General features: G+C 47.5%; 15 protein-coding genes, 1 other RNA gene and 1 pseudogene. 15 read left to right on the top strand and 2 right to left on the bottom strand.

Annotation, left to right across the window (positions count from 1 at the left end; translation table 11 throughout):
* Nucleotides 1-299 precede the first annotated feature (299 nt).
* A complete protein-coding gene (locus KJS57_RS25815; protein ID WP_213656825.1) occupies nucleotides 300-857 on the top strand; it encodes a hypothetical protein in 558 nt (185 codons plus the stop codon).
* Between the two features lie 134 nt (nucleotides 858-991).
* Here the strand turns inward: KJS57_RS25815 and KJS57_RS25810 are convergent, their stop codons facing one another.
* The gene (locus tag KJS57_RS25810) at nucleotides 992-2,500 is read right to left on the bottom strand and encodes a methyl-accepting chemotaxis protein (RefSeq protein WP_213656824.1); all 1,509 of its coding nucleotides are present in this window, start codon (nucleotides 2,498-2,500) and stop codon (nucleotides 992-994) included.
* Nucleotides 2,501-2,779: 279 nt separating this feature from the next.
* Between KJS57_RS25810 and rnr the strand changes: the two genes are divergently transcribed.
* The gene (gene rnr, locus KJS57_RS25805) at nucleotides 2,780-5,482 is read left to right on the top strand and encodes a ribonuclease R (RefSeq protein ID WP_213656823.1); all 2,703 of its coding nucleotides are present in this window, start codon (nucleotides 2,780-2,782) and stop codon (nucleotides 5,480-5,482) included.
* A 433-nt stretch (nucleotides 5,483-5,915) separates the two neighbouring features.
* Nucleotides 5,916-6,005: pseudogene (locus KJS57_RS25800) on the top strand (CatA-like O-acetyltransferase); the annotation flags it as partial.
* A 102-nt stretch (nucleotides 6,006-6,107) separates the two neighbouring features.
* Here KJS57_RS25800 and KJS57_RS25795 read toward each other — a convergent pair.
* Nucleotides 6,108-6,716, bottom strand: a complete 609-nt coding sequence (locus KJS57_RS25795) for a TetR/AcrR family transcriptional regulator (RefSeq protein ID WP_244861714.1) — start codon at nucleotides 6,714-6,716, stop codon at nucleotides 6,108-6,110.
* A 151-nt stretch (nucleotides 6,717-6,867) separates the two neighbouring features.
* Between KJS57_RS25795 and KJS57_RS25790 the strand changes: the two genes are divergently transcribed.
* The 12 genes from KJS57_RS25790 to KJS57_RS25735 all read left to right on the top strand — a co-directional run bounded on the left by KJS57_RS25790 (nucleotide 6,868) and on the right by KJS57_RS25735 (nucleotide 18,070).
* On the top strand, nucleotides 6,868-7,776 hold the full coding sequence (locus tag KJS57_RS25790; RefSeq protein WP_213656822.1) for an ABC transporter ATP-binding protein: 909 nt from the start codon (nucleotides 6,868-6,870) through the stop codon (nucleotides 7,774-7,776).
* The gene (locus tag KJS57_RS25785) at nucleotides 7,773-8,582 is read left to right on the top strand and encodes an ABC transporter permease subunit (RefSeq protein WP_211025196.1); all 810 of its coding nucleotides are present in this window, start codon (nucleotides 7,773-7,775) and stop codon (nucleotides 8,580-8,582) included. The genes KJS57_RS25790 and KJS57_RS25785 overlap by 4 nt, the downstream gene beginning before the upstream one ends.
* Before the next feature lie 178 nt (nucleotides 8,583-8,760).
* Complete coding sequence (locus KJS57_RS25780) at nucleotides 8,761-9,648, top strand: GyrI-like domain-containing protein (protein WP_213656821.1); 888 nt, start codon at nucleotides 8,761-8,763, stop codon at nucleotides 9,646-9,648.
* 214 nt (nucleotides 9,649-9,862) lie between these two features.
* Complete coding sequence (gene smpB / locus KJS57_RS25775; protein ID WP_211025198.1) at nucleotides 9,863-10,342, top strand: SsrA-binding protein SmpB; 480 nt, start codon at nucleotides 9,863-9,865, stop codon at nucleotides 10,340-10,342.
* Nucleotides 10,343-10,638: 296 nt separating this feature from the next.
* Nucleotides 10,639-11,002, top strand: a transfer-messenger RNA (tmRNA) gene (gene ssrA / locus KJS57_RS25770).
* A 314-nt stretch (nucleotides 11,003-11,316) separates the two neighbouring features.
* Nucleotides 11,317-12,447, top strand: coding sequence for a protein kinase family protein (locus tag KJS57_RS25765; protein WP_213656820.1), 1,131 nt, complete (start codon nucleotides 11,317-11,319; stop codon nucleotides 12,445-12,447).
* Between the two features lie 314 nt (nucleotides 12,448-12,761).
* A complete protein-coding gene (locus KJS57_RS25760) occupies nucleotides 12,762-13,223 on the top strand; it encodes an HNH endonuclease (RefSeq protein WP_213656819.1) in 462 nt (153 codons plus the stop codon).
* A 437-nt stretch (nucleotides 13,224-13,660) separates the two neighbouring features.
* A complete protein-coding gene (locus KJS57_RS25755) occupies nucleotides 13,661-14,566 on the top strand; it encodes an ABC transporter ATP-binding protein (RefSeq protein ID WP_211025205.1) in 906 nt (301 codons plus the stop codon).
* Between the two features lie 25 nt (nucleotides 14,567-14,591).
* On the top strand, nucleotides 14,592-15,335 hold the full coding sequence (locus KJS57_RS25750; protein WP_213656818.1) for an ABC transporter permease: 744 nt from the start codon (nucleotides 14,592-14,594) through the stop codon (nucleotides 15,333-15,335).
* Nucleotides 15,336-16,508 (top strand): sensor histidine kinase, encoded by a 1,173-nt coding sequence (locus KJS57_RS25745; protein WP_213656817.1) that lies wholly within the window; start codon nucleotides 15,336-15,338, stop codon nucleotides 16,506-16,508.
* On the top strand, nucleotides 16,509-17,114 hold the full coding sequence (locus KJS57_RS25740; RefSeq protein WP_213656816.1) for a response regulator transcription factor: 606 nt from the start codon (nucleotides 16,509-16,511) through the stop codon (nucleotides 17,112-17,114). It abuts the gene before it with no gap.
* A 362-nt stretch (nucleotides 17,115-17,476) separates the two neighbouring features.
* Nucleotides 17,477-18,070, top strand: coding sequence for an NADPH-dependent FMN reductase (locus tag KJS57_RS25735; RefSeq protein ID WP_213656815.1), 594 nt, complete (start codon nucleotides 17,477-17,479; stop codon nucleotides 18,068-18,070).
* Nucleotides 18,071-18,618 lie beyond the last annotated feature (548 nt).

Raw genomic sequence — 18,618 nt, 5'->3', positions numbered from 1 at the left:
TATGGACTAAGGACGCTTTTATAAATCGCATGCGCATGAATGACGAACATCGGAAAGCCGTATGAGGGAAAACCTCATGTACGGTTTGATGAGGAGGGGCAGAAATCATCTGCCCTTTACTCTAGTGCGACAGAAGCGGGAAATGAAGAGGATAAGGAAAAAAGTTGAAAATTTCATAAAAAAGAGATTCATTTTATTGTCTCCCTAGCGTTAAAATATTACAATTTTGGTATAAACAAAGACTCCCAGAGAATTCCTTACTGGAATTTCCTGAAAGAGAGAGAAGAGGAGACCCAAATATGTACAAGCTAGTGGAGACATTGGAAGAAGAGATGATCTTTAACGGAATTTGGACGGAGGCGTGGTTAGAGCAAGGGTTTGAATTGGAATTCGCCGAAAAGGTTCTCGGACGGTGCCTGGTTTATAATGAGAAGGATTTACCGGTGGCAACGGTGGAGATGAAACCCTATTCTATAGAGGCTGATGGCCTAAACCGGCTGGCTCCGTTCCAAGCGCATCCGGCCATTCTCGCCGATCCGGAACATGTCGTGGAGGTGGATAAAGTTGCGCTCCATAAAGAACATAGGGGAAAAAACCTGGATCGCCTGCTGGCCACGATCGTCCTGTTTGCCGAAAGTAATAAGATCCGTAATTATGTCACTTTGCTTGAGCCACTCTTGTTCCGGGCGTTGAAAATATCTTTTCATGTACCCATGTCAAAGGTGGGGCAGCGAGTATTTTATAAGGGAGCCGATGTGATTCCGGCCATCATTCACGCGTCAGAGTTCTATGAGAATAAAGAACGCTATGACTGGTTCATGGAAACGGTCAACAGACAACATATGCCGGTAGTATAATCGCCGGAGTAGGGATTCACTTACATACATATATTTTGAGCAAAAAAACGGGGCGTCTACCACACCATTGAACATGGATATGGAGGACACCCCGTTTCTGACTTAAGTATCTCGGCGGAGTTCAGAACGTCTACTTACGCCTTACTTCCGGCGGCTTGTTCCTTGTTATCCTGGGAAGCCAGTTTGGACAGCGATAAAATCAGATTGTCCAAATCTTCGTAATGCTGAACGATTTCGCGGATTTTGGCATCCTGGGCTTCGATGCCTGCCAGTATTTCTTCGGTTGCGCTCATATTATGCTCGGTGCCTTCGGCCACGGAGAGCACTTCCGACATGATACGAGCGTAGTTCTCTTGCATTTGTTTGACAGAGCCGTCCACATTATCGGACTGCTGGCTGACGGACAGGGCGTTGTCGCCGACTTTTCCGACATAGGCTTGAACTTCCTTCGCTTCTTCCTTGCCGATATCGATCGCTTCATGGCCGACAGAGATTTGCTCGGCTACGTTGTTGATTTTGTTAATGACGTCAGCCAGGATGTTGTTGATCAAATCGGTAGCCTGACGGGAATTTTCAGCCAGCTTACGGATTTCCGCCGAAACTACAGCGAAGCCTTTGCCGTGCTCTCCGGCATGGGCCGCCTCGATGGCTGCGTTCATGGCTAACAAATTCGTCTGCTTGGAGATCCCTTGGATCGTATCGACGATTTGGCTGATTTGCTGGTTCTGGTCACTTAAATGGTTCATCTGGGTTACAGTTGCGGAAATTACAGACTGCAAATTATGTATTTTGTCCGATAAGGAGGACATCCGGCTTCCTGCGGCTTCGGTATTCTGAAGCATTTCCCGGGAAAGCTGTTGTAAGGTGGTAGAACTGTCTGCGGCGTTCTCGACGATGTCTTCGACCTCATGCACGGATTTAGCCGTATCCTGCAGCCCATGGGTCTGACGTTCCATCGTGGCGGAGACACTGCCGAAGGTAACCGTAATCTCCTTGGAGATGGAGCCGGTAACATTCACATTGTCACGCAACTGACCGCTAAGCCGGTTGAGTACTTCGAGAGAGGTTTGCAAACGGGCCAGAATTTCGTCCCCGCGTTGTTTGGCGAGCTCGGTATCCCTTTGCTTGTCCATTACGGTCTTCTGCAGCCGTTCGCTGAAACGGGCCGCGAAGGCAAGCGCCACGGTAGCGAAAATGAGGAAGAGCAACAGATAGCTTAACGGCTCCCGGGAGAACATTTTATCATGGAAAAATGGGGTGTAATAAAAGTATGTAGTAAGGATCAGGCCGAGAACTCCCGCAAAGACAATCGGCTTATAGTTGGAATACAGCGTCATTAATCCGATGTTCACATAAACAAGTAAGTAGGTGCTAATCAGCGGTTCGGGATCTTGGTAGATCAGCAGGAAGGTGAGCAGGGAAGCAATGGTGGGAATAACGAACATGACGTAACGAGTGCCCTTGTTGAAATACGTCATATAGGTGGCGATAGAGCAGCAAATTCCGCCGACCGCAATCAGCGTAATGAGCATGGCGGTTTCGACACCGATCATCAGGTCGGTCACTACGCCCAAGGCGACCATGATCCAGATGATTTTGACAAACAATTTGTTGCGTCGTTGTAAAATGCTTAGATTGTCCATATATACTCCTTTGCTTATGATTGGATATTTTATCCTATCATTTTTTCGGCATTTTGTGGTGGAAAATTTAGGGGGTTCCAGTATTCCGATTGAAAAACTTTTTCAGACGCGGTTTGAAGTTTATTTCCCTTGTGAAAAGGTGTCAATTCCGAAAGAAGCGGGAAACGGATGCCGGAGGTTGATTTCGTGTATACTAGGGTATATACATGAAGGGTAATTCATGGAAATTATCGTACACAAATAATATTTGCCGGCGGACAGGCCGGCCGAGGTGAGAGCATGATAACAGAAACAGAGCTGCTCGCATTTATGCGGGAGACGGCGTATAAACCAATGACATACCAGGAGCTGGAGGAGCATTTTCAAATTACAGATGCTGCCGAGTTCAAGGAATTCCTGAAGCTGCTGAACCGGCTGGAGCAGTCGGGACAGATTATTCTGACGCGGACCAACCGTTACGGCGTGCCTGAGCGGATGGATTTGGTGCGGGGCCGCTTACAGGCCCATGCCAAAGGGTTCGCCTTCCTGATCCCTGAGGATCGGGAGCATCCGGACGTTTATGTCCATGCGAACGATCTGAAAAGCGCGATGAACGGCGACACGGTACTCGTACGTGTCAGCTCTAAGAGCGCGGGAGGCGGTAAGCTGGAGGGCGAGGTTGTGCGGATCGTCAACCGGGCGGTGACCCAGGTGGTCGGCGTATTCCAGCACAATGAGACTTACGGGTTCGTGATTCCGGACGATAAACGGATTAACCGGGATATTTTTATTGCGCAGGAGAACTTCGGCGGGGCCGTGAACGGGGAAAAGGTTGTAGCCCGTATCATCAATTACCCGGAAGGGCGCTCGGCGGCGGAAGGCGAAGTGATCGAGATTCTGGGGCATAAGGATGACCCGGGAGTCGATATTCTGTCGATCATCCGCAAGCACCAGCTGCCGGAGGCGTTCCCCGACGATGTGATGGCGGAAGCCCAGGCGGCGCCGGACGTGATCGCCGAGGAAGAGATCGCCAAGCAGGGGCGGCGGGATCTCCGGAACAAGGTGATCGTGACGATCGACGGCGAGGACGCTAAGGACCTCGACGATGCGGTCCATGTGGAGCGGCTGCCGAACGGCAACATCCAGCTCGGCGTACATATCGCGGACGTAGGCTATTACGTGCGCGAGAGCTCGAAGCTGGATCAGGAGGCCTATAACCGCGGGTGCAGCGTGTATTTGGTCGACCGGGTCATTCCCATGCTGCCGCATCGCTTGTCGAACGGCATCTGCTCGCTCAATCCAAAGGTCGACCGGTTTACGCTTTCCTGCGAGATGGAATTCGACGAGCAGATGAAGGTCGTGAAGCACGATATATTCACGAGCGTGATCCGGACGACAGAACGGATGACGTATACGAACGTGCGCAAGATTCTGCAGCAGGAAGACCCGGAGGTGACGGAACGCTACAGCCATCTGGGCGATACGTTCGAGCTGATGCGCGAGCTCGCGCTGAAGCTGCGTAGCAACCGGATGCGTCGCGGGGCCGTCGATTTCGATTTTGAGGAATCGAAGGTGATCGTCGACGAGAACGGCAAGGCGATCGACATCGTTAAACGGGAGCGCTCGATTGCGGAGCAGATCATCGAGGAATTTATGCTTGCGGCGAACGAAACGGTAGCGGAGCATTTCCATTGGCTCAAGGTGCCGTTCATTTACCGGATTCATGAAGACCCCGATCAGGAAAAATTAATGAACTTCATGGCTTTTGTAGCCAATTTTGGTTATGCCGTTAAGGGCGGAAAAGGCAACAAGGTGCATCCGCGTGCGCTGCAGACGCTGCTGGAGGATATCCAAGGCACGAAGGAGCAGACGGTCATCAGCACGATGATGCTGCGGTCCATGAAGCAGGCGAAGTATGATGCCGAAAGCACGGGTCACTTCGGGCTGGCGGCGGAATTCTACACGCATTTTACTTCTCCGATCCGCCGCTATCCGGATTTGGTGATCCACCGGGTCATCCGCGAGGTCATTGAGCATGGCGGGGCCCTGCCGGAAGCCCGGCAGGAGTACCTGGCCAGCCGCATGCAGGAGATTGCGCAGCAATCGTCCGAGCGGGAGCGGGTCGCCGTGGACGCGGAGCGAGATACGGAACAGTTGAAGAAAGCCGAGTTCATGCTGGATAAGGTCGGGGAAGAATTCCCCGGGATTATCAGCAGCGTGACGAGTTTCGGAATGTTCATCGAGCTGGAGAACACGGTGGAGGGGCTCATCCGTCTCAGTGCGATGACGGATGATTATTACCACTTCCATGAGCAGCATATGGCGCTGATCGGCGAGCGCACGTCGAAAATTTACCGCATCGGCGATGAGGTAAAAATCCGCGTAGCCCGCGTAAACATGGACGACCATACGATCGATTTCGAGATGGTCGACATGAAGCCGCGCCGCCGAGAGAACGGTAACGGCGGCAGAGACGGTAACGGCGGCGGATTTGGCGCCGCCGGAGGCGCCGGGCGCGGCGGTGGCAAACGCAGCGGCGGCAAGGGCGGCTTCGCCGCATCCGGCAAGCCGGGCCGCGGAGGCGGCAAAGCCGGGAGAGGCGGCGCCGGTGGTGGCGCAGCCGATGCAGCGCCGGGCTCCGGCAAGCGCGGCAAACGCGGTGCGGGCCGCGGCGGAAGCGACGCGCCCGGCGGGCGCCGAAGCGACACGGCCTCGGGGGGCGGCGGATCCGCACCGGCCGTGAGCTTCGGCTTCGGCTCCGGCAAGGGCGGCTACGCCCCCGGGCCGGCCGCACTTAGCCGCGACTCCGGAAGCTATCGCTCCGGAGAGGGCGGCAAGGGCTCGGGCTCGCGGCGGAAAAAGACGTCCGCGAGCGGAGTTTTTGTCGGCGGCGGAGCCGGTACTGCCGACGAGGGCACCGCGCCATCCCCGCGCAAGAAACGGGGCGGCAAAGGCAAGGGCGGCAACGGCACGGCTGCGTTCGTGCGCAAGAAGAAAAAATAGCCAAGTCGAGGTTGACCGTCACCGTGTGACCGAGCACCGCGCTCCGGGATCGCGCGCGGTGCGGAATGCAATTCAATTGAGCCGGGTACCGCTTTGCGCGGTCCCGGCTTTTTTGCTGTTCTGTAGGGATTGTGCAGGAAACTACGATTAGCTTATAGGTGAGGACTTGTTTGTCCTCACAGGGTGGATTTTTTGCGGCTAAATGTCTTTCAATAGGTGGACACTTTTCTGTTGAGGAGATATCAGGCCTCTTCCTGCTTAATATCTAAATATAGTAGGTATTGTTGTATCAGGGTACTTAATACGGATTATCGTTCATCGAGAGGGAAAAGTACCTTGTGTCCACTTTTAGGTGGACATTTCTGTTATTTGTCTATATGGGGAGGACGGTTAAACTTAGTAAAGGAAGGAGCCACATTGGTCCCCTTTATCGGTACAACTGCATCATGCGGTGTGCGACGGTTACCATGCCGGGGAGTTGTTTGAGGAGCTGCAGCGGATGGCGGATGAATGTGTTGCATGACTGGCGAGCTAGCCGAGGCGATAAATAGATAATTAAAAGTGGCAGTCCTGCGGAATCTGATGTTTGGTTCCCTGGGCTGCCACTTTTTCATAAGGAATAAGGTTATTGAGGTTTCCCGCACACGCCATAAAAGAACATTTGCACCATGCCCTCCAGGAACTTGTCCCGGTCGGGGCTTTGGGCGGCCATGTGGAGGATGGCTTGGTACTGGTTCATGTAGAGCTGGATGAAGGCCATCACGTTTTCCAAGGGCATGTCAGGGGCGATTTCGCCGCTGGCTTTGCCTTCCTCAATTATGCGCGTCACGAGTGGGGTGGTGAATTCCTGGTACACCTTTTCGATATAGGCTCCGAGTTCGGGATCGTCTTCGACAAGGTCCTTGATGGCGCCAGGGGGAAGGTCGCTATAGGCTTCTTTTTCGAGAAAAATAATGTACTCGATCTTCTCCTTCAACGTATGTTTGCCATCCATGAATTCAATGAATTCCGCGATCGCTTTGTCGATGTAGCCGATAAATACGTCCCGAAGCAGGGCCTCTTTGCTCCCGAAGTAGTTATAAATGGTCACCTGTGACACTTTGGCCGCTTTGGAGATGTCGGCAATCCGAATGCGCTTCGGGTCCGTGGTCCGCAGCAGGTTTAAGGTGGCGCGAAGGATTTTTTCTTTGATGCGCTGAGCTCTTTTTTCAAAACCGTTCATGCTTTCGTTCACTTTTGCCTCCTGCAATAGAGATAATTTATGAAATGTATGAATAAATATATTTCATAAAGTCATTGACGCGGGGTAGCCGCAGGTATAGTATAACATATGAAATATATCGTTCATAATATTTCATTTCTTTATTCCTTGGAGGGAGATCGGCATGTTAAACGTAGAGCATTTATCGAAGACATTTCCGGGCGGAAAAGGGATATTCGATGTCTCTTTTTCGGTGAAGCAGGGCGAGGTGTTTGGCTTTCTCGGTCCTAACGGCGCGGGGAAGTCGACGACGATCCGCCATATTATGGGCTTCATGAAGCCGGACAAAGGTACGGTGACGATCAATGGACTGGACACGTGGCGGGATCAGGGTAAGGTGCAGGCCTTAGTCGGGTATTTGCCTGGGGAGATTGCCTTTTTTGACGGGATGACGGGAAAATCGTTCCTCGATTTCATGGGCCGTATGCAAGGGGTTAAAGATCTTTCGAAGCGGAACCATCTGATCGATTTGCTGCAATTCGACGTGAACACGCCGATCCGCAAAATGTCCAAGGGTATGAAACAAAAGGTCGGGATTGTCGCGGCATTCATGCACGAGCCCCAGGTGATTATTTTGGATGAACCGACGTCCGGCCTCGATCCGTTAATGCAGAAGGTGTTTATAGAAATCGTTTTGGCGGAAAAAGAACGCGGCACCACGTTCCTGATGTCCTCACACAGTTTTCCGGAAATCGAGCGGACCTGCGACCGGGCGGCGATCATCAAAGACGGGGTCATTATCGCGGTAAAAAATATCCACGAGCTGCAATCGATGCAGCGCAAGCTGTTTGAGGTGACGTTCGAGCAGGAGGCGGAAATGCAGGCGTTCGTGAACACGTCCGGTTTGCAGACGGAAACTTCGGCTGCTTCCCCTGATGGAGGAGGGTACCGGGTTCGGGTGGCGGTGCAGGGCAATTATGATAGGTTCGTGGCGGAGACGGCTAAGTACCGGGTGCGAAATATCGATATTTTCACGCAAAACCTGGAGGATATCTTCATGAATTATTATGACCGGAAGGGGATCGTTCAATGAATGCGATTTTGTTTAGACAAATGATGAAGGTCCATATGAAGACTTTTATGAATTACGCGTTCGGGTCCGCTTTTTATATTTTGCTAATATTCTGGCTTTATCCCAGCATCGGTAAAAATGTCGACGCCATCGACGTACTGGTGGACGCCATGCCGGAAGGGGTGGGGCGCGCGTTTGGGCTGAGCGGGTTCGGGACGGCGGAGGCTTTTATCTCCGGGGAGTATTACGGACTGATTCTTATCTTGCTGCTTGCGATCGTATGTGTTCAGTTGTCTACGCAGCTCGTGGCTAAGCTTGTTGATCAAGGCTCCATGGCTTATCTGTTGTCGACTCCGACGACGCGGGCAAAGGTCGCTTTGACGCAGGCGCTCGTGCTGGTGACCGGACTGTTTCTGATCATGGGAGTGACGACGCTGGCGGGTTTTGCAGGCAACGCCTGGTTTTTGGCCGGAGATTACGAGTTTAATACCTCCCGGTTTATTGAGATGAATGTGGGTGCGTTCCTTTTGTTTTTTGCGGTTGGCGGGATTGCATTCCTGGTCTCTTCTCTTTCTAATGATGAAAAAAAGGCGCTCGGCATTTCCGGATTCATCACTTTTGGTTTTTTTAGCTTGGATCTGGTGGGGAAGTTTAGCGACAAAACCGAGTGGATGCGGAGCTTCTCGATTTTTTCCTTATATCAACCGGGGGAAATCATTAATGGCAACGTCAATCTGGGCCTCAGCTTTACGATTCTAGCCGTGATCGGACTGGTGTCGTTTGGGCTTGCGGTATTGTTATTTAGAAAGCGGGATCTGCCCCTGTGATTTATAATCGAGGTTAGGTTGCTTCAAGGGCAACGAAATCGGCCGGCCAGTCGCTTAAACGCAAAGATGGGGCTCTATACAAAAATGAAAGTGACTACTTAAAGTGAGGTTTTATCCATGTTACAATGGCATAGTGGTATAATATTCCAACCCCGAAAATGTTGAAGGGAGCCCTTGTATGGAGAAAGTCGCCCCATCCGTCCGGAAAGTGCATATGGAATCAGTTACGATCGTCGGTATGTCCTGCTTGACCTCGAAAGCGCACGAAAGGAAAAAAAGTAAAATCATGAAGCTCGGAGAACAATTTTGGAGCAGATTTGAAGAAATTAAGAACCGTCTTGACCAAAATACTTATGGAATAAATATTTACCCGGATCATTTTTCCGGCTCCGAAATGTATGAGCACATGATTGGTTTCCGGGTCGACCCTTCCGAAGAGGTGCCGGAGGGAATGGAGAAACGGACCTTTCCGGCTCATTTGTGCGCCGCTGTCACTAATAAGGGAGAAATCAAAAATTTGTTTGACACCTACGGCTATGTACATTCGAAGTGGCTGCCCTCGTCCGGCTATGAATACGCGGATCAATACGATATTCAGTTATATGATTCCCGCTTCCTCGGCGTTGATCATCCTGAATCTGAGCTTGATATTTATATACCGATCCGGCCCTCGGCACAAGGTGCCGTCGTTCATCCGGAAAGTCCGGTGAAGGGGCGCATCCATGCGGTTTTTATACCAGTAAGAGACCTCCATGTAGCAAAAAGCTGGTACTCTCGAATATTGGGTCTTCCTGAATCAGGCGAAGCCATCAACGGCCATCTTTACATGCTTCCTCTGGATGGGAATGTGGACATTATTTTGGATGAAATGCCGATGTGGCGAGAGGTCGGTGCTGATGGACCGCCCCCTTACCGGACGCCTGCCGTCATGCTATCGACGGAAAATATCAAGGAATCCTATCGATTTATGCAGGAACGGGGAGTTCACTTGGTTACCGAAATCCAGAACGACCAGTGGTTTGTTTTTCTTGACCCTGATGGCAACCATCTTATGGTTTGCGAATAAGCAAAGGCGGTGGGCAGCCCGCTGCTCACCCCTGCAGCATAGCTGTGCAGCCTGTAAGCTCCAACCTCGGTCATTTGTCCGACAGGCTTCTGCTTCGTTATGCATTTCTTGATTTCGGCCCGGGGAGTTGATACAATTAAGGTCTGGTATGCCAGTGCTAGTAGTGGGTAAGTAATAATGCGAGCGATTCATGCTAAGGATGAGGAGGATGGACATGGCGAAGAAGAATGACGGCAAGGTACTAGCCCAGAATAAAAAAGCTTCCCATGACTATTTCATCGAGGATACTTTCGAAGCGGGTATGGTGCTCACCGGCACCGAGATCAAATCGATCCGGAACGCACGGGTGAATATCGGGGATGCTTTTGCGACGATCCGAAATGGAGAAATCCACATCCACAACATGCATGTCAGTCCGTTCGAGCAGGGCAACCGGTTCAATCCTCTTGACCCGACCCGGACACGCAAGCTGCTGATGCACAAAGCTCAGATCAACAAGCTGCTCGGCTTGTCCAAGCAGGAAGGCTACTCGATCGTGCCGCTGAAGATCTACATCAAGAACGGCTACGCGAAGCTGCTCCTTGGCCTCGGTAAAGGGAAGAAGCAGTACGACAAACGCGAAACTGCCGCCAAACGCGATGCTCAGCGTGACATCCAGCGCGTGCTGCGGGAGAAGCAGAAGGTCGCGCGGTAAGAGAGCAGACAGTAGGTAAGGAAGGGCATAATCAAAATAGCAAGATACAGAAGAGGATAAAGTGTTCTTTTGCCAAGCTTACCAGTAAGTTACGAAGCAACTTTCTATACAATATGGTATACTAAGTGATGTAAGCAGCGTATAGCTGTTTATATAGAAGTAAAGTAAGATGCAGCATTGCGGCAAGCTTCGGTCTAGGATACACAAGATTGAGGCAAGCAAGATTGTTTTAGCTCCTTTGCTTGATGCTGACCGACCGATTGTCCGGGACGGCTGACCGCAGGAACTTTTTATGCGGGGGCGTTTATGGATTCGACGGGGGTAGATCGAGCATGGGTAGCGGGTAGTGGGGACGCGTCCGCTTCATCAACGCTAAAGCCTATTAAACGGCAAACAAAACAACAACTTAGCTTTCGCAGCTTAATAACCTGTGAGCTAGCTCTACCTCTGCATCGCCCATGTGCCGAGACTAGGGCCCAACTTTAGTGGGATACGCCGATCGGTCTCCGCCTGGGGTCGACGGAAGAAGATAATCAGGCTGACCCGAAGGGAATCCGGTGACAGGGAGTCTCTAGGGTGACATCAAAACTGTCACTACACCCGTAGAAGCCTATGTGGCGTTGCCTTCGGACAGGGGTTCGACTCCCCTCGCCTCCATACTGCAGTACCAGAGACGGACACCATTCGGTGTCCGTTTTTGCTTGCTCGGATTCGAAGGGGTGGCTTCGGCTCTTGGGCTTCGGGCTTCTCTGATGTTGAATACGATATATCTCTGATGATGTAAATGGTGGTATACCGCTCTCTGTCACCAAAGGACTCCCCGTAACTGATTTTTCCTCAGGCCAGGCTGCTTGTCTTCTTCTGTTCGCCACAGCGGAGAGTCGACAGTCAATCCCAGTGGAGTACATAAGATAATTGACACCTCAATTAAGTTGTGAGACCATATTTTTCAAGTTAGTATAAGGGGGGTTATTATGTTGGTGCCAGGAGAACTTGTGAAATTCGACAGTATGAAAAATTTCAGGTATATTTCTCCATTGGGGTCTGGTGGAACTGGGGATGCTCACCTTTTTAAGGATGAGACAACTGATATGCTGTTTGCGTTTAAAAAATATGCTCCCAAAGATGAGAACAACTCAGATGATTCCTATAGACGTTTTGTTGACGAGATAAAAATTCTATTTAACATATCTCATAATAATATTGTAAGGGTTTTTAATTATTATTTGTATTCCGAAGCCAAGACTGGCTATTTACAAATGGAGTATGTGGAAGGAACAGCTATTCATGAGTTTGAGCCGAGTTTTTGGAAAGATTGGGAAGACATCTTTAAAGAAGTTATATATGCATTTGAATACTTAGAAGAAAAGAAAATATTACACAGAGATATCCGTCCTGCAAATATACTAATAGACAAAGATGAGAATGTAAAAATTATAGATTTTGGATTCGGTAAAAAATTGGACTTTGATGAGACTGGAGGAGAGAGCATTTTTCTTAATTGGCCAGTGACTCAATGGCCTAATGAGACACAGTTAGAAGGTATATATAATCATCAATCTGAGATTTATTTTATTGGGAAACTGTTTCAGAACATTCTTAGAGAAAAAGGAGAGGTAGAGAGGTTTAAGTTTAATCATATTTTAGATAAGATGACTAAATTAGAACAATACGAACGTTACGGTTCATTTAAAGATATCTCCCAAGCCATTTCTGAAGGAGTGATAAGTGAGATTGATTTCTCAAGAACTGAGAAGGATACATATAAAAATTTTGCTGATGCGTTAGTTGATCACATTTCTTACTATAATGATAAATATGAGCCCATAAATGATATTGAGAGTATCCTCAATAAGTTAGGGACTCTAATTCGTAGTAGTTCTCTTGAAACGTTTATACAAGATAACTCTCAGCTTATCAGATGTTTCATTAAAGGAAGCTATGTATATAAAAGTAAATGTGATATAGAAGTTCAGCATGTGAAAAAATTTTATCAGTTATTGGTAAGATTAGATCCATATAAGCAAAAAATTGTACTTGATAATATTCAAACTCGTTTAAGTGGAGTTAAAATTAATATTTCTGATGATGATTTGCCATTCTGAGTACTGAATTTGTGATAATATTATGATACACGCAATAACTGAATACGTCCTAAAATATTGAACTGTTACCAACTATATCTTGTACTGAAGAAGACAATCAGGCTAACCAAACGTATAGCCGGTTATATAGTTACCCGGGTGACATCCAAACTGTCACTTCACCCACGCGAAGCATGCCTATGTGGCGTTGCCTTCGGACAGGGGTTCGACTCCCCTCGCATCCACCATGATGAACACCATCCGTATGAGGATGGTGTTTTTGTTTTATATTAATACTAAAGGCTAAAACATGTCTTACAGATGGAGTGAAATCGATGAATCCTAGTCATGATGGAGAGGAACCACTGATAACGGTACTCAATATGGATGGTCAACAACTAACACCATGTTTGCCCCATCGGGCTTGGCGGGAAGTTGAGCGATCACGAGCTGTCTGGATTGATGAGCAGACGATCCAACTACTTTATAATCCGTTCTTATTTCGGGACTATCGAAAAGCCGCACTGAAACGAGATCATCATACTTGTTTGTGGTGCGGACGATACGCCACGACAGTGGACCATATTATCCCTGCAAGCAAAGGTGGCTCGGATCTTCCGTATAACCTGATCGCTTCATGCAGCGAATGCAATACAAAACGAGGAAACCGTTCTGCATTATCCTATCTCAAAGAAAACACGAACTTTGTTCCAAATCTTATGAAGCTCTACTGGCGTATCTTTATAGCTAAATACAGACATCGTCTAATGAAAAAGGGACACGTAAGTAAAGCGTAGATTTATAATTCGGGAATCATGATCTAATGAGCTTCAATAATTGCAGTCGTTTTTGACGATCGAATTGATGATTAACCAAATCTACAGTATAATCTTCGGCTTTTTCGTATCCATTCTAAGGTGCAGGCCATTATAACGAACATCTCACGTTCTAAACAGGTAAAACCACAACCACATGAAGTTGTGGTTTTTGCTGTGTTCGATTAAAAATGTAAAATCGTTAGCTATAAGTTGCAAAGCGAAACACCTCAATTAAAGAGTGTTAAATGCAAACTATGCTGAAGAAGAGCCTAGAGGTCCTTCTTTTTTTGCTTTCTATTTTTCTGACATTTGTCATAACCGGCTTGTGACAACCCACACTAATTGGTTCTTGCGCTTTTTCAATATAATGAGGACATCAAGTAACGAAAGAAGAAATTAGCGGAGGTTAGTACAAAATGACAAAGGCGATTGAATGTATAAATCTAGTAAAGAAATTCGGCGACTACTGTGCCGTTGATCATATGAATCTATCGTTTGAGAAAGGTCAAATATCAGCATTGCTCGGACCGAATGGGGCCGGCAAAACAACAACCATTTCTATGATCCTAGGAATGATCAAGCCAACATCAGGAGAAGTCAGGGTCTTGGGGGTGCCGTCTGGAACAAAAGAATTACGGCAACGCGTTGGAGCGCTTTTGCAGGATGTTAAAGCAGCAGATGGACTTACGGTCAAGGAAGTGCTTCAATTGTTCCGCAGTTATTATCGTAATCCGATGTCGCTAGAACGATTGTTAGACATTTCGGGTCTCCACGCGGATCAGAAACGGCGCGCATCCTCCCTGTCTGGAGGACAACGCCGCAGATTAGCCTTCGCCCAAAGTTTGGCGGGAAATCCAGAGCTTCTTCTGCTTGATGAACCAACTGTCGGAATGGATATTGAGGCTCGTGGTCGCTTTTGGGACACGATCCAAGCGCTGGCAAGTGACGGACGTACTGTGCTCTTAACTACACATCATTTAGAGGAAGCTGATGCTGTCGCAGATCATATCGCCGTAATCGCCAGTGGACAGGTTGTTGCAGAAGGGACTCCAGCACGTTTAAAGGCTCAAACCGCACTTAGAACCATTTCATTTCGAGCGGCGAACGCGCCAGCTGAGCAGGAATGGCTCACATTACCTGGTGTAGCAAAGGCAGAATGCAATGGTGAGCGAATTCGTCTGTATGCTCAAGAGACCGATGTGCTGTTATTTACACTGATGCAGTCTGAATGGGGAATTTCAGATATTGATATCCAATCCGCCAGCTTAGAAGATACATTCCTAAGTCTTACAGCTACACATAAACCAACGATTTTACGATAAAAACACTTTTAGGAGGAAAATAACTATGATACATATGTTTGTTGCCCAGACCAAAGCAGAAAGTATACGAATTATCCGCAGTCCATTTTTCTTACTCTTCTCGATTGCGATGCCGCTTGCTTTCTACTTTTTATTTGCAAGTATGAATGGGGTAGATAAATCGATTCAATCAACAACTTGGGGTGTCTTTTCATTAATGTCGATGACTGCATTCAGTTTGATTGGTACAGCAGTATCTCAATTTGGTATCCGTCTATCGTTCGAGCATCAAGACGGGTGGGTACGCTTGTTGAAGCTAACTCCACTATCTCCTGCAGCCTGGATTGGCAGCAAAATTGTATCGCAAATGGCTGTTCACTTGATTGTAATTGTTGTTATATTTTTATCTGCTGGCCTTGTTCATGATATACAATTGACAGCCGGGCAATGGATTTTATGCGGATTATGGTTATGGATTGGAAGTATATCTTTTCTGGCGCTTGGTGCATTGTTAGGAACGCTTAAAAATGCGAATACCTCCGTTGCCATCGGAAATGTATTACAGATGGGACTTGCCATTGTGGGGGGGCTTTGGATGCCGCTTAGTACTTTGCCAAGTTGGATGGGCTCGGTCGGGGAATGGCTCCCATCTCACCGTTACGCAAATGGGGCATGGAATATGGTCGCCGGAAAAAATCCAGCAAGTATTGATTTCTTAATTTTGACAGGATGCGGTCTCTTCTTTATGCTACTATCAATCTATATATATAATCGACGGGATGCGGTCTAATTGAATAGAGAGAGATGGCGCCTCTTTCCAAAATCGGAGGGAGTCGCCCCTTATTTTTTGTTATCAAATTTATTGATCCCCATGTACTTTTTACTCTATGAGCCGTCAAGTATACAGTGGCTTGGCTTTGTTCTGATAGGCATATTCGTTCTATCGTTTCGACAATCCTACTTTTATGCAAAATGGGCCACGCCAATATTGATTGTTCAGGTGGTTATACTATTAATTTTAGCAGCTGTTTTTCACCCTATGTATACGTTTATAGGTTTTATGATCGCTGCTCCACTGAGCAAACAAAAGCTGCCGATATTGCTCTCTATAACGATTGTTTTCACTGTAGCTATGGGATTTATCGCTGTTCCTTACTTGGATGAGATGGGTAGCCTAGTATGGATAGGGCTGGTGCCTATGTTTGGCATTTGTATTCTGCCGTATATTATTCGAACTTCGACTCGCTTTCAACAGAAGTCTGCACGGTTGCGGGCAGAAACGGCTGAACGAATGGCACAGCAGGAGGAGCGCCAGCGGATCGCACGTGAATTACATGATACATTGGGCCATACGCTGTCATTAATCGCACTAAAAGGGGAAGTCGTTGAGAAATTGGTCAATCGTAATCCTGAGAGAGCGATAGAAGAGGCTCGTGAAATACGAGAAACGGCACGCGCAGCTTTGAAACAAATGCGTGAATTGGTTACGGAGATGAAAGTTACATATTTCGCTGACGAATATAAGCATGCTGTATCGTTATGTTCAGCTGCGGGCATACCGCTTTTTTTTCAATATCAATCGATTTCAGATCCGAGACCTTCTAATGTAGGGACGGAAGATGCTTTAGTGAACAATCCGCTTCCGTTAACACCTTTGCAGGAGACGATTTTGGCGATGTGTTTTCGCGAGACGATTACAAATGTGGTTCGACATAGCCGAGCAACAAAGTGCAACGTTCATCTAGACATTCAGGAAGGGGAAGTCCGTGTATCTGTAAGTGATGATGGTATTGGGGCAGATAAGGATCAATTCTATACTAGCAGTAATGGTCTCGCCGGATTGCGGCAACGGTTGATTATGATCGACGGACGTATGTCGTTGTCTTCGTCTCCAGGAAAGGGAACTGAAGTCACCTTACATATACCTAGGGTAATACGAAATGAAAAGGTAGGTAGAGCTTAGATGATTCGTATTGTTTTGGCAGAAGATCAAAAGTTATTAAGGGGAGCGCTAGCAACTTTACTCTCGTTAGAAGATGATATTGAAGTAGTCGGTCAAGCCGAAAATGGGGAAGAAGTAATGTCCATGATTCAGCAATATGAACCAGATATAGCTGTTCTGGATATTGAGATGCCACTGAAAACGGGGTTAGATATTGCGGAATGGGTTCAAAAAAATAAGTTAGCTGTTCGTGTAATCATCTTGACGACATTCGCGCGTCCTGGATATTTCCAGCGGGCTATGCAGGCAGGAGTTTATGGATATCTTCTTAAAGATACGGGCAGCGAGGAACTGGCAGATGCGATTCGTCGGGTCTATGATGGGAAACGTGTCATCAATTCAGAATTGTCGCTAGCTGTATGGGATGATCCATGTCCATTATCACCCAGGGAGCGCGAAGTCATGAAGTTGGCCGCTCAAGGCTTAGTTCTTCAAGATATTGGAGCACAGCTGTTTCTGTCCTATGGAACGGTACGGAACTATATGTCAGAGGCGATTGGGAAGCTTGGGGCGAATACACGGATCGAGGCGATTGATATCGCGCGCAGCAAGGGATGGTTGGATTGAGAAGAACTCCGAAGTATGGAGGTAAGCCGGATAATCCCACTCAAGGAATGATTCAGCCAGCCCATAGAGAGCTTTAGAAGCTCTCTTTTTTTATGATTCATTATTTAGCGTATCTTAACCAAATCAGTACACTCCGGCGAATTGTGGTTTTACGCAGCTATGGTTCGCCTCCATAAAGTAAAAAAACACCATCATATCGATGGTGTTTTTTTCATACATTAAATTTGCAATTGTTACTGATACTGTATTGACTATTGGAGACTAATATAATATGATTACTTACGTAAAGTAATTAGGTGTATATAAGTTATAAATTGTATTATGGTTAGTTATGTATCGTGACATCAAAGAGGTGCGAGATAATGGGATTGTTTGAAAAATGGTTTGGAAAAAATACCAGGGAGGCTAACGCAATGACAAAGCTGAATATCGGGATTATTTTGGGAAGCACGCGTGAAGGTCGCGTAAGTCCGCAGGTGGGAGATTGGGTTAAGGAAATTGCAGACAACCGCGGAGACGCAAATTATGAGATTGTGGATATTTCCGATTACAAATTGCCGTTCTTGGGTACCACCGACGGCACAGAACCGGGGATCGCAGCTTGGAATCAAAAGCTTGCCAGCTTGGATGGCTTCGTATTCATCGTGCAAGAGTACAACCACAGCATTACAGGCGCATTGAAGAACGCGCTCGATTTTGCTCGGGAAGCATGGAATAATAAAGCTGCGGGAATCGTGAGTTATGGATCGACCGGCGGTGCTCGCGCAGCCGAACACCTGCGGGGGATCATGGGCGAGTTAATGATTGCGGACGTACGCGTACATCCGACGCTTTCCTTGTTTACGGACTTCGAGAACGGCGCGGTTTTCAAACCGAATGAGCTGCATCTTACTAACGTCAATGCCATGCTCGATCAAGTGAATGCTTGGAGCGGCGCTCTGAAAACATTAAGATAAAGAATTTTTCCAAGCTGGCCTGTCTAATGACTTGGAGCGGGGTTACCAGTGGAAAATCAAATTGGATAAGAAATAATTGTAGCTTTGCTCAGCTACATTCGCTTCCATACCGAAACCCGCTCACTGAGCGGGTTTTCGACATTTATAAGTTGTATTGTAGGTAAGCGTCTATAATGAATTAGGAAACTGCACTAAACAAATTGTTGAATATTATCCTATAGGATAGATAAAATAATTGGCGCGTTTTAAAAATGGGAAATTTTATGACTTGATTCGATTTTACATAAGGGTTATATTATTAGTCCGGCCACTTAAACAAGATGTTCTGCCGGTCAACTAATAAGCGAAACGGTTTAAAAAAAGTTCTTGCTAAATTAGTTGAAAGATGATATATTATAAGAGTTGCCGCTGAAACAACGGTAACGACGAAATGAATGAAGTTGATCTTTGAAAACTGAACAACGAGTGAGTATTAAATAGAGAAATTAATTTTTCTCGTCAGTTTCAAAATGAGCAAGTCAAACACTTTATTGGAGAGTTTGATCCTG

This window comes from Paenibacillus vini (assembly GCF_018403325.1).
Classification (GTDB): domain Bacteria; phylum Bacillota; class Bacilli; order Paenibacillales; family Paenibacillaceae; genus Fontibacillus; species Fontibacillus vini.
Note: the sequence above shows the minus strand (reverse complement) of the source record. Positions and strands in the feature narration are given on the sequence as shown.

Bases quoted from the DNA above. Each gene is read 5' to 3' on its own strand.
- KJS57_RS25815 (WP_213656825.1), top strand. From the start codon at position 300: ATGTACAAGCTAGTGGAGACATTGGAAGAAGAGATGATCTTTAACGGA.
- KJS57_RS25810 (WP_213656824.1), bottom strand. From the start codon at position 2,500: ATGGACAATCTAAGCATTTTACAACGACGCAACAAATTGTTTGTCAAA.
- rnr (WP_213656823.1), top strand. From the start codon at position 2,780: ATGATAACAGAAACAGAGCTGCTCGCATTTATGCGGGAGACGGCGTAT.
- KJS57_RS25790 (WP_213656822.1), top strand. From the start codon at position 6,868: ATGTTAAACGTAGAGCATTTATCGAAGACATTTCCGGGCGGAAAAGGG.
- KJS57_RS25785 (WP_211025196.1), top strand. From the start codon at position 7,773: ATGAATGCGATTTTGTTTAGACAAATGATGAAGGTCCATATGAAGACT.
- KJS57_RS25780 (WP_213656821.1), top strand. From the start codon at position 8,761: ATGGAGAAAGTCGCCCCATCCGTCCGGAAAGTGCATATGGAATCAGTT.
- smpB (WP_211025198.1), top strand. From the start codon at position 9,863: ATGGCGAAGAAGAATGACGGCAAGGTACTAGCCCAGAATAAAAAAGCT.
- KJS57_RS25765 (WP_213656820.1), top strand. From the start codon at position 11,317: ATGTTGGTGCCAGGAGAACTTGTGAAATTCGACAGTATGAAAAATTTC.
- KJS57_RS25760 (WP_213656819.1), top strand. From the start codon at position 12,762: ATGAATCCTAGTCATGATGGAGAGGAACCACTGATAACGGTACTCAAT.
- KJS57_RS25755 (WP_211025205.1), top strand. From the start codon at position 13,661: ATGACAAAGGCGATTGAATGTATAAATCTAGTAAAGAAATTCGGCGAC.
- KJS57_RS25750 (WP_213656818.1), top strand. From the start codon at position 14,592: ATGATACATATGTTTGTTGCCCAGACCAAAGCAGAAAGTATACGAATT.
- KJS57_RS25740 (WP_213656816.1), top strand. From the start codon at position 16,509: ATGATTCGTATTGTTTTGGCAGAAGATCAAAAGTTATTAAGGGGAGCG.
- KJS57_RS25735 (WP_213656815.1), top strand. From the start codon at position 17,477: ATGGGATTGTTTGAAAAATGGTTTGGAAAAAATACCAGGGAGGCTAAC.